The sequence below is a fragment of the Bartonella sp. AD328YNZD genome, from assembly GCF_042196425.1.
The window spans coordinates 1-11,228 of the sequence record NZ_JBHIQG010000055.1 but is presented as its reverse complement, the minus strand read 5'-3'; the positions used below and the strand labels follow the sequence as shown (position 1 = coordinate 11,228).

Here is an 11,228-nt window from a genome sequence, read left to right as displayed (position 1 = left end):
TATCAAGGCGAGAACCAAAACGAATCAATCCAAATCGCTCACCAGTCATAACGGCATCGTTTTCTTTTGACCAGCAAACAATCCGGCGCGCAACCATTCCCGCTATTTGTACGACACCAATTTTACCATGTTTGCTATCAATTACCACCCCATTACGCTCATTAAACTGACTAGCTTTATCAAAGTCAGCATTGGTAAATCGACCTGGATGATAAACGATAGACTCTACTGTACCACTGATAGGAATACGATTAATATGGCATGAAAAAACATCCATAAAAATAGAAATACGGATCATTTCATCTTTCCCTAAACCTAATTCTTCAGGTGGAACACATGATTCCACACATGAAATACGCCCATCAGCAGGCGACATCACCCAATTTGAATTCAAAGGGATCACACGATCTGGATCACGGAAAAAGTATATACACCACACCGTGAGAACGAGACCAAACCAAAAAAACGGACTCCATATCCAACCAAGAATGAGCGAAATAACAAAAAACGCTACAATAAAAGGATAACCTTCTTTATGAACCGGTACAAAGCTATTATGGAAAGATTGCAGAATACTCATATAATTTCCTATTCATCGTAAACTTAAACAAGCAACAAAGCTTTTTGTTCCTCTTGTGTCTTTTTATGTATTTAATCAATCACTCCATATAAAGATATAGATTACATTTTGCTCTATTTATTTTTTACGATTAACAACACTCGTCTCATCTTCTTCACGCATTTTACGTAATTTTTCTTCAGCTTGCGATGCTTCAAGCTGCTTATTCCACATTGAAGCATAGAGACCTTTCTTGCGTAAAAGCTCTGTATGTGTCCCATTTTCAATAATACGACCACTTTTAAGAACCAAAATTTCATCAGCATTGATAACCGTAGAAAGACGGTGAGCAATAATCAATGTTGTACGTCCACGGCTTACAATATCCAATGCTTGTTGAATTTCCTGTTCTGTCGCCGTATCAAGAGCCGCTGTTGCTTCATCTAGAATAAGAAGTGGGGGGGCTTTTAAGAGTGTCCGTGCAATAGCCACACGTTGTTTTTCACCACCTGATAATTTGAGACCACGCTCTCCTACCATAGATTGAAAACCTTCTGGTAATATCTCAATAAATTTTGAGATCTGTGCCATTTCAGCAGCTTTGCGCATCTCTTCATCTGTAGCACTTGGACGCCCATAGCAAATATTATAGGCAATTGTATCATTAAATAACACCGTATCTTGTGGTACCATGCCTATCGCTTCGCGCAAACTTTTTTGTGTTACATCACGAATATCCTGCCCGTCAATTGTAATAGAGCCCGAATCAACATCATAAAACCGAAAAAGCAACCGAGAAATAGTTGATTTCCCTGCACCCGATGGACCAACAATAGCGACTGTTTTTCCTCCAGGGACTTCAAAATCAATATCTCGAAGAATCTGACGCGTCGAATCATAGGAAAACTTTACCTGATGAAAACGAATGGTTCCATCGCTTATCTCTAACGGTTTGGCGTCCGATTTATCAACAATCTCCTGTTGAACATCTAAAAGATCAAACATCGCTTCAATATCCGTTAAACCTTGCCGAACATCACGATAAATTGAACCAATAAAATTCAGTGGAATAGAAAGTTGCATTAAAAGTGCATTAATAAAAACAAAGTCTCCTAAAGTTTGTGTCTTATAATAAACTTCATAAGCTGACATCAGCATTATGATCGTCATTCCAATACCAAAGATAAGAGCCTGACCAAAATTAAGCCAGCTTAATGATGTCCAAATCTTTGTTGCGGCTTTTTCATAACATACCATAGAAGCATTGAAACGATCAGCTTCTAGAGTTTCATTGCTAAAATACTTGACCGTTTCAAAATTCAAGAGAGAATCAACAGCGCGCGTATTCGCCTCAGTATCCGCTGTATTCATTTGTTGCCGAATACGAATGCGCCAATCACTCGCCTTAATGGTAAACAAGGTATATAACCCAACCGTTACAACAACGATGAGAAGATAATACCACCCATAACTTATGTAAAATACAAGTGCTGTTAATATAAATTCTAAAACTGTCGGTATTGTATTGAGAATTGAAAATCTTACGATAGCTTCAATTCCTTTTGTACCACGCTCAATCACGCGAGAAAGCCCACCAGTTCGGCGTTCCAAATGAAATCGCAAAGATAATTCATGAATATGTACAAAGGTTTTATAAGCTAATTGACGAACAGCATATTGACCAACAGTGGCAAAAAGAGAATCGCGTAATTGATTTAATCCAGCCTGCATAATACGTGCAACATTGTACGCCAAAACGAGCATGATGGGAATAATCCAATTGGATGGAAACCATTCAGGTAATTGAAAGCTAGCATCAAGCACATTCGTAGAATATTTAAAGAAATACGGTACAGATATGAGAACGAACTTGGCCAAAACAAGATAAAATATTGCCCATAGCACACGCATTTTTAGATCACGCCGATCTACTGGCCACATATAAGGCCATAAATTGTAAAGTGTGCGCAGAGTTTTCCCCGTATCTGATGATACAGTTTTTGTTATTTCATTACGTTTCATAAAGCCCTTACTTCTCTATCATCCACACGAAAAAGGCAAAACACCCCCCTGTGGTTGTTTATAGGTTCATCTCTTCATTATGCTTCCAATAAGCTATACCTACTCGTTGTTTGAAGTTAGACTGTTTTTGAAAGAGGAACAAGAAATAATCCACTATATAATTTATTATTTGGGTCTGTATTCTCATACCACTCTGCTGCAAATAAATTTTCAACTTTTACATGCTTTTTTTTCAGTTCTGCATGAAGCCACTTTTTTGTTTTACCAATCTCTTTCAGCCCCTTATCAAGAATTTCGCCATTTTGTATTAAAATGATAGACTTCTTTCCTTCTTCCTTTTTAATAACGGAACAATCGCCATTGGTTTCTAAACGAACGAAAGCAGCTTCGTGTAAACTACAGCCTTTAATACGCAACATTGTAATCAGATCATTCACACTGATACCTAAGTTTTTAATCTTATCCACTTGAAATACTCCGTCTAAAACCAATGCAATATGACGTCCTGCAATGAGACGACGAAAAAAAACTGAATAGCGCATCAGAAAATTAAGAGTGGTGACCAAAGTCTGCCAAATAAATAAGACGATCAATAATTGAATACTGCTAACATCCGGACTATAAATAACGCCTCCAATGATACTTCCCATCACAAAATTACTTACCAAATCAACTGGCGTCATTTGACTAAGACTACCACGACCTGTGGTTCTTAAAATCAAGAGGAAAGCGATAAGGCCTACAACTAATTTTAGTGCGACATACCCATAATGATATAAAAATTCCATCATATTCTCCTTTTTCATGAGAGCTGCTGGAATAGAGACATTAGTGTCGCTTTATTTCCCACACGGTTATGCGCTTACCACTCTGCGGATCCTTACTATCTTTTAAAAGAACCCCCTCAGCTGCAAGCTCATCACGAATTATATCCGCAGCTTCCCACTCTTTATTATGGATAAGCTGTAGTCTTTCGGCAATGCGCTGATCAATAAATTTTGAATCAAGAAAAGTTTTTCTTGTAAATAATGGGCAGTCTATTTCTTTAATCCATTCTTTTCGTAACAGTCCTAATAAATTCATCCCATTAACAAGAGCCAAAGCATCTCCTTCTTTATAAAATTTTCGCAAAAGAGTCAGTGCTTTTGGAGTATTAAGATCATCACTAAGTGCATCTATCAAAGTATCATCAACTACTTCATTGTTTTTCATCTCACTCTTTTTGCTGCGAAGCAATTCATACCAACGATACAGTTCGCTGCTCGATTGTATTAAACGCTGTGCTGTCCAATTTAATGGTTCACGATAATGTGTTTGCAACATCGAAAAACGCGCAGACAAACCAGCCCAATTTTGCTTCATTTCATCGGATAAAATACCATTAAACTCCAAAAAATTATTCTCTAAAACAGAACGAATAGTTATGAAATTGCCAAAGCTTTTCGACATCTTTTTACCTTCAACTTGTAAAAAGCCGTTATGCATCCAAAAATTAGCCATTCGCTCCGTCCCAAAAGCTGAACAACTTTGTGCAATCTCATTTTCATGATGAGGAAAAATTAAATCAAGTCCACCACCATGGATATCAAAAATATTGGCGGTCGGATCATCACAAGTTAAACCACCACCATAGGGCGCTAATAACTTTGCCATTGACATTGCAGAACATTCAATATGCCAACCTGGACGACCTAAAACAGAAATTCCGCCCGGTGATTTCCAACCTGGTTCTCCTTCCTCAGAAGGCTTCCATAAAACAAAATCCATCTCTTCCCTTTTATAAGCAGCAACATCAATACGTGCCCCCGCCCTCATTTCATCTAAAGAACGATTTGCAAATGCCCCATAATGGGGAGGATTTTTTATACTACTTACAGAAAATAATATATGATTTTCCGCTTCATAAGCGTGCCCCTTTTCAAGCAACCTTTCAATTAAAGAGCGCATCTCCTCTAAATGCTCGGTTGCGCGCGGCTGACTGGTTGGCAATAGACAACCAAGTGCTATTGTATCTTGTTGAAACTGAGAATATGTACGTTCTGTTAATTGACGAATAGCGTCATTCAGTGACAAGTTTGGATATTCGCAAGCTGCTCGTGCATTAATTTTATCATCAACATCTGTAATATTACGTGCATATAGAACATGCTCATTGCCATAAACATGACGCAATAAACGAAATAAAATATCAAAAACAATGACAGGGCGTGCATTTCCTATATGTGCATAATCATAAACTGTCGGTCCACAAACATAAAGACGTACTCTTGTCGCATCTATTGGTGTAAAATTTTCTTTTTTACGTGTTAGCGTATTATAAAATCGCAACTCTTTCATCATTGGCTCCATGAACGATACCACGCACCGCTCTTTTTGAATGTATCTTACCTCAAATTATCGCATTATGCGGTTTAGGCTAGAACTTTTATCTTATAGTAAATTTTTCTTATCATTTTCCCATTGTATTCACGGCTGTATCCATCATTGATCGTAAAAACAATCTATTTTATTTGATTAGACAAAAACATTCTGTAGATAGAGATTTTTTCTCTCCTTGAAGAAAACGAGCTTTAAAAAATTCTATAGGCGTTACACTATAAATTTATGTGAAAAATAGATTGCACGAAGCAAATCTTAAATTTTTCACTACAAAAAACTCCGTCAGTATTTTCAATATTTCATTATGGTTTCCTTACTGTCTCTTACGCCCTATATTTTATAAGTAAGTGAGAATAATGTAACAATTAACCCTATTTTTTGACATCGTTTTCATGACACAATTATTTTATTTGTACAGAGTTTTATTCCAAGGAAAACAATAACAATAATGCGTAATAGATTGATGAACATCATTATTTTAATATTCATTGTAAGTTCAATGCCAACCTTTGCGCAACAATCTCCACCTTATGAGAAAAAATTACTCCGACTAGCGGAAATTTTGGGATCTCTGCATTCTCTTCAAAATCTTTGCGAGACTCCAACAAACCAATGGTATGACTACATGAACGCATTGATTGAAGCAGAAAAGCCTATCCCACAAAGACGCGCTTATTTTTATGAAGCGTTTAATGAAGCATACCGTGCTTTCTCAGAAAATTATCATCATTGTACACAAGCAGCAATTGAAGCCAATCAAAGATACGTTGAGGAAGGAAGAACTTTATCCGAAAACCTCCTCATGCATTATAAATAATTAATCTATACAAAAAGTGTCTTCTTCAATTTCAGCAATATCAACCATGTTCTCTCACAAATGAGGGGAGCTGTAAATCTACTCTGAAAATAGAGAAGTTTTTGAAAAATAATTCCTCGACACGTTTTTATTCTTGTGAGCATCTTTCCCCTGAACAAAATCGTTCTTTGGCTTCCTGCCCACCCTCAGAGCTTGTTTATCAATAGGCTGGGTTCTTGTTGAACAGATTCTTCTTGGCTTCTCACCCATGTTATTACTTAAACTAAAAGTACTAAAGGCTTGACAAACAAGTCTAAAAATATTCACCATACACTTAAAAAAATACTTATGTGCCAAGGAAGCTAGCATGCCTTATATCACCGCTCTAAAAGGCGATGTTTTATGGCATAATAAAATAAAACCTATAAAGTTTAATCTATTTACACCAAAGTTTCTATAAATTTAACAGGCTCTCCTTGTGAAGAAGTAACAATTTCACCTTCCCACATCACACGCATACCACGGATAATGGTCCCAACAGGCCAACCTTTAACCTTTTTACCATCATAAGGTGTCCAACCGGCACGCGAACCAATTAAGCCATTCGTAATAATTTCTTCTCGCTTAAGATCAACAATTGTTAAATCAGCATCGTATCCAACAGCAAGGCGTCCTTTACAGCTTATACCAAAAATACGACTAGGGCCATGCGACGTGAGATCAACAAAACGCTCAAGAGATATCTTTCCTGCATTCACATGTGTCAACATAATTGCTGCTGTTGTTTGCACCCCTGTCATTCCTGAAGGTGAAGAAGGATAAGATTGAAGCTTTTCTTCCAAAGTATGAGGCGCATGATCTGAGCCTAAAACATCAATAATCCCCTGTTGAACACCGTACCAAAGAGCTTCACGGTGGCGCGGCTCACGAATAGGCGGATTCATCTGAATTAATGTACCAAATTGCTTATAATCATCAGCCGTGAGCGTCAAATGGTGTTGTGTCACTTCAATTGTTGCAACATCCTTATGTTTTTTTAGAAAATCAATTTCTTCTTCTGTCGAAAGATGTAACACATGAATCCGAGCCTTCGTCTCATGAGCAATTTTTACCAAACGCTGCGTACATTTTAATGCCGCAACTTCATCACGCCAAATCGGATGTGATGATGCATCCCCTTCAATACGCAGTATTTTACGCTCTTTGAGCCTCGCCTCATCTTCAGAATGAAAAGCCGCACGACGGCGTATATTCTTCAAAATAAGGCGTACACTTTCATCATCATCGACCAAAAGATCACCCGTAGAAGACCCCATAAAGACTTTAATTCCAGCTGCACCAGGAAGTCTTTCTAATTCAGACAATTCATGAGCATTTTCACGCGTTCCTCCAACCCAAAATGCAAAATCACAATGCATTCGATGAAATGCGCGTTTAACCTTATCGCTTAATGTAGCTTCTGATGTTGTCAATGGATTGGTATTAGGCATTTCAAAAACTGCTGTCACCCCCCCTAACACAGCAGAATACGAGCCACTTTCCAAATCCTCCTTATATTCATTACCTGGCTCGCGAAAATGTACTTGGCTATCAATAATTCCCGGTAAAATATGAAGCCCCGTACAATCAATCACCTCACCTGCCGATGCACATGTAAGGTCGCCAATTTCAGCAATACGGCCATTTGTAACACCAATATCACGCTTGCTTCTTCCATCATGATTCACAAGTGTTGCACCTTTAAAAATTGTATCAAATGTTTTAAACATAGCCACGCTCCTTACATATTCCTCTCTTATCGATTATGTAACTTTGAGCAGAAAGGCAAGAACCATGATTGAAAAACAAAATGCCATTTGCTTAAAAAATCGCGCAATTATTCAAATTACAGGCGAAGAAGCAACAGATTTTCTGCAATCCCTAATCACAACAGATGTAAAAAAAATCAACCCGCAAGAAATTTTCCCTGGAGCCCTCTTATCCCCTCAAGGAAAGGTTCTTGCTGATTTTCTTATTGGCAAAAAAGAAGATGGTTATTTGATTGATATTATCATGCCTTTAGCTGATATACTCTACAAGCGTCTGTTGCTTTATAAACTGCGTAAAAAAATAGAAATTACACAACCATTCCAAGAAGTTGTTACAGTTTCTTGGAAAAATGAATCAGATACTTTAAATTTTGATTCAAGTTTTGTTGATAAACGATTCCCAGAAAAAGAAAAAATAATACGAATCTATGGCAAAACATCTTTTTTGGCTTCAGAATATCATAACATGTGGAATCAATTGCGTATCCGTTATGCAATTGCAGAAAGTGGTCAAGATTATGAAGTTGGTAAAGTCTTTCCTCATGATATTAATTACGATCAAATAAATGGACTTGCATTCAACAAAGGGTGTTATATTGGACAAGAAGTTGTTTCACGAATGCACCACCGCCAAGCAGCACGTCGCCGTATTTTAATTGTAAAAGGCCAGCATGAATTGTCCCCTCAATCTAGCATTGAAGCAGGAACAAAAGTATTTGGATCCTTGGGAACATGTGTAGACAATGAAGCTCTTGCTTTACTGCGTATTGACCACGTAAAAGATGCTATGGATCATAACATCCCCTTTACTGTAAAAAACATTCCTATCACCATAAGTATTGCTGAAAATATGAATTTTACCTTTCCTGAAAATACTGTAGAAAATACGCATGGCTAAAGCTGAATTATTAAAAAATGGAGAAGCACGTGCTTGGCAAAGAATGCTTTCTGGAAGGCGACTTGATCTTCTCAACCCTTCTCCTTTTGATGTTGAAATTGAAGATATTGCCCATGGACTTGCTCGTGTAGCACGTTGGAACGGTCAAACACGAGGAGAACACGCCTATTCTGTTGCACAACACTCACTTTTGGTTGAACAAATATTTCAAAAACTTTTTCCACAATCGGGAAGCAATGAATGTCTTTATGCCCTTCTTCATGATGCTCCAGAATATGTCATCGGCGATATGATTTCCCCTTTTAAAGCTGTCATAGGAAAACAATATGAACGCGTTGAAAAGCGCATCCAAGATGCTATCCACATGCGCTTTTCTCTTCCCGTTGATCTTTCTCAAAAACTTTTAAAAAAAATTAAACAAGCCGACCGTATCGCTGCATATTATGAATCGATTACGCTTGCTGGATTTAATACAGAAGAAGCCCTTCGCTATTTTGGCTCTCCCAATAATATTTTACCCGATGATCTGAATTTATCCTCCTATTCTACCCAACACATTGAAAACGCATTTTTAACGCGCTTTAATGACTTGGATGTCCAAAGATTATAGCCCCTTCGCATTGTTGATTCCTTGTCATTACAGACTCATCACACTGACTTATAATAATAATTCATTGTTTTTTCATTTTGAATGAGAGCTCCTAATATCGTAAGCTTCACTCATTTCAAATCTGTTTATATTGGATCAATCAAAATCATTCTCTTGCACACCACAAGCGGGGCTGGCGTGTGAGTAAAATTTTTTAAAGAAAGAGTTAAAATGCTTCTTATGAACCATCTCAAGTGCTAAGCGCTGTCGCAGCATTGAAAATTGGAAAAGTGTATGATGATACCGGCTTGCTCTCTTATGAAGCGTAAAGACGGAAGTGCTCTATAAATTTTATACATTTCATAAGGGAGTTACCACTATACTATTCACGAACGCCGTCGCGAAATAGGATTGGGTGCCTTAGAAAGCTTTCTTTAAAAAAGCACCTGAATTAGCGACCCAATGGCGCTCTGTTTTGCATGAGGAGCGTGACTTCATTAAAGAAATGGAAAAAATCACAGTTCAAATTGCATACAAAATACATGAAATAATGACATTCATTATCAAAACAACAAATGTTCTCTTTTCAAACTGCTGATCTTAAACTGAAATTTATTTTAGTTTATAAACCTCATTATCCGCTGGAAAAGCACGGGAGGTAACATCCTCTGCATAATTCTTGATTGCAATTTCCATGGCTTGTTCAAGATTTCCATAACGACGAACAAATTTTGGCACATGGGCACCATAACCTAACATATCTTCCATAACCAATACTTGCCCATCACATTGATTGGACGCCCCTATACCAATCGTAGGGATAGAAAGTTTATCCGTCAGTTTCACCGCTAAAGGTTCAACCATTGCTTCTAAAACAACAGCAAAAGCACCAGCCTCTTCAATCGCTGCTCCATCTGCTTCAATTCTTTGCCAATCATTCTCCTTGCGTCCTTGTGTTTTAAAACCACCAAAACGATTCATTGCTTGGGGTGTAAGACCGATATGCCCCATCACTGGAATGCCACGTTTACACAAAAAATCTATTGTTTCGGCTATATAAACGCCACCTTCAAGCTTAACTGCACCACACCCCGTTTGTGCAAGAATGCGCGATGCATTTAAAAAAGCTTGCTCTGGACTTTCCTCATAAGACCCAAAAGGCATATCAATAACAACAAGAGCTTTTTGAGATCCACGCACCACGGCTTTCCCGTGTGAAATCATCATATCTAAATTAACAGGAAGCGTTGTCTCAAACCCATACACAACCATCCCAACGCTATCACCAACCAAAAGGATATCGCAATATGGATCAGCAATCCGCGCAGTATAAGCTTGATAAGCTGTTAAAGAAACAATTGGCTGTTGTCCCTTTCTTGCACGTATTTCGGAAGATGTCATACGCTTTACGGTTTTATGTACACTCATTTTCCACCCTTCTCTTGCAATATATATTGATCAATAAGTCTTACCTCACCAAAGCGGACAGTAAGGAGTAAAACCGCCGGTTTATTCAATGTTCCTTTGATCACGCATAAAGTTTCCATATCCCGTAAATCTATTGCTTCAATGATTGCACGCGTTTCTTGTTGTAAAATATCACGAACAGTTTTGCATAATTTATCAACCGACCGTTCACCTTCATGGTAAAGCTTTTCAGCAGCTTTTCCACTTTTAGGAATAATTTTGGCAGCTTTACGATCTTCTAATGTTAAAAACTGATTGCGTGAAGAGTGCGCAACTCCATCTGCTTCACGTAAAATAGGAACTCCAACAATCTCAATAGGAAAAGCCAAATCTTCAACCATACGCCGAATAATTAAAATTTGTTGAAAATCCTTTTCCCCAAAAAAAGCCTTATCTGGTTGGACAATGTTAAAAAGCTTAGCAACAACACTCGTTACACCACAAAAATGCCCTGGACGTAATTTTCCTATCAAAATACGTGATAATTTTTCCACCTTCACAATTGTCTCATTTCCCAGTGGCCACATTTCATCGACAGAAGGAGCAAAAACACATTCAACACCTGCTTCTTTTAACAAAGCACAATCGCCCTTCAAATCTCTTGGATATTGAGAAAAATCTTCATGAGGTCCAAATTGCTTTGGATTGACAAAAATAGAAACCACTACGCGATCACACATTGCTCTTGCATACTGTACTAATGCAAGATG

General features: G+C 37.8%; 10 protein-coding genes. 3 read left to right on the top strand and 7 right to left on the bottom strand.

What is annotated here, in order from left to right:
• The 4 genes from ACFIO3_RS04360 to cysS all read right to left on the bottom strand — a co-directional run.
• The coding region (locus ACFIO3_RS04360) for a phosphatidylserine decarboxylase (protein ID WP_375704133.1) at positions 1-580 on the bottom strand (580 nt) is incomplete at its 3' end.
• Positions 581-697: 117 nt separating this feature from the next.
• A complete protein-coding gene (locus ACFIO3_RS04355) occupies positions 698-2,581 on the bottom strand; it encodes an ABCB family ABC transporter ATP-binding protein/permease (RefSeq protein ID WP_375614967.1) in 1,884 nt (627 codons plus the stop codon).
• A 116-nt stretch (positions 2,582-2,697) separates the two neighbouring features.
• Positions 2,698-3,369, bottom strand: a complete 672-nt coding sequence (locus tag ACFIO3_RS04350) for a DUF421 domain-containing protein (RefSeq protein ID WP_375606471.1) — start codon at positions 3,367-3,369, stop codon at positions 2,698-2,700.
• A gap of 40 nt (positions 3,370-3,409) precedes the next feature.
• On the bottom strand, positions 3,410-4,918 hold the full coding sequence (cysS, locus tag ACFIO3_RS04345; protein ID WP_375606472.1) for a cysteine--tRNA ligase: 1,509 nt from the start codon (positions 4,916-4,918) through the stop codon (positions 3,410-3,412).
• A 490-nt stretch (positions 4,919-5,408) separates the two neighbouring features.
• On the opposite strand from cysS, the gene ACFIO3_RS04340 reads away from it, so the two are divergent.
• Entirely contained in the window at positions 5,409-5,777 is a 369-nt protein-coding gene (locus ACFIO3_RS04340; RefSeq protein ID WP_375606299.1) for a TIGR02301 family protein, read from the top strand.
• Between the two features lie 419 nt (positions 5,778-6,196).
• On the opposite strand, the gene ACFIO3_RS04335 is transcribed toward ACFIO3_RS04340, so the two are convergent.
• On the bottom strand, positions 6,197-7,525 hold the full coding sequence (locus tag ACFIO3_RS04335) for a dihydroorotase (RefSeq protein WP_375606300.1): 1,329 nt from the start codon (positions 7,523-7,525) through the stop codon (positions 6,197-6,199).
• A gap of 64 nt (positions 7,526-7,589) precedes the next feature.
• Between ACFIO3_RS04335 and ACFIO3_RS04330 the strand changes: the two genes are divergently transcribed.
• Positions 7,590-8,462: a YgfZ/GcvT domain-containing protein gene (locus tag ACFIO3_RS04330; protein ID WP_375606301.1), complete on the top strand. Its 873-nt coding sequence runs from the start codon at positions 7,590-7,592 to the stop codon at positions 8,460-8,462.
• Entirely contained in the window at positions 8,455-9,072 is a 618-nt protein-coding gene (locus ACFIO3_RS04325; RefSeq protein ID WP_375606302.1) for a YfbR-like 5'-deoxynucleotidase, read from the top strand. The genes ACFIO3_RS04330 and ACFIO3_RS04325 overlap by 8 nt, the downstream gene beginning before the upstream one ends.
• A gap of 591 nt (positions 9,073-9,663) precedes the next feature.
• Here the strand turns inward: ACFIO3_RS04325 and panB are convergent.
• Both panB and panC read right to left on the bottom strand, forming a co-directional pair.
• The gene (panB, locus tag ACFIO3_RS04320; RefSeq protein ID WP_375606303.1) at positions 9,664-10,479 is read right to left on the bottom strand and encodes a 3-methyl-2-oxobutanoate hydroxymethyltransferase; all 816 of its coding nucleotides are present in this window, start codon (positions 10,477-10,479) and stop codon (positions 9,664-9,666) included.
• The coding region (panC, locus tag ACFIO3_RS04315; protein WP_375704132.1) for a pantoate--beta-alanine ligase at positions 10,476-11,228 on the bottom strand (753 nt) is incomplete at its 5' end. The genes panB and panC, both read right to left, overlap by 4 nt.

Coding starts and splice junctions, on each gene's coding strand:
- ACFIO3_RS04350 (WP_375606471.1), bottom strand. CDS start 3,369: ATGGAATTTTTATATCATTATGGGTATGTCGCACTAAAATTAGTTGTA.
- ACFIO3_RS04355 (WP_375614967.1), bottom strand. CDS start 2,581: ATGAAACGTAATGAAATAACAAAAACTGTATCATCAGATACGGGGAAA.
- ACFIO3_RS04330 (WP_375606301.1), top strand. CDS start 7,590: ATGATTGAAAAACAAAATGCCATTTGCTTAAAAAATCGCGCAATTATT.
- ACFIO3_RS04335 (WP_375606300.1), bottom strand. CDS start 7,525: ATGTTTAAAACATTTGATACAATTTTTAAAGGTGCAACACTTGTGAAT.
- ACFIO3_RS04325 (WP_375606302.1), top strand. CDS start 8,455: ATGGCTAAAGCTGAATTATTAAAAAATGGAGAAGCACGTGCTTGGCAA.
- ACFIO3_RS04340 (WP_375606299.1), top strand. CDS start 5,409: ATGCGTAATAGATTGATGAACATCATTATTTTAATATTCATTGTAAGT.
- cysS (WP_375606472.1), bottom strand. CDS start 4,918: ATGAAAGAGTTGCGATTTTATAATACGCTAACACGTAAAAAAGAAAAT.
- panB (WP_375606303.1), bottom strand. CDS start 10,479: ATGAGTGTACATAAAACCGTAAAGCGTATGACATCTTCCGAAATACGT.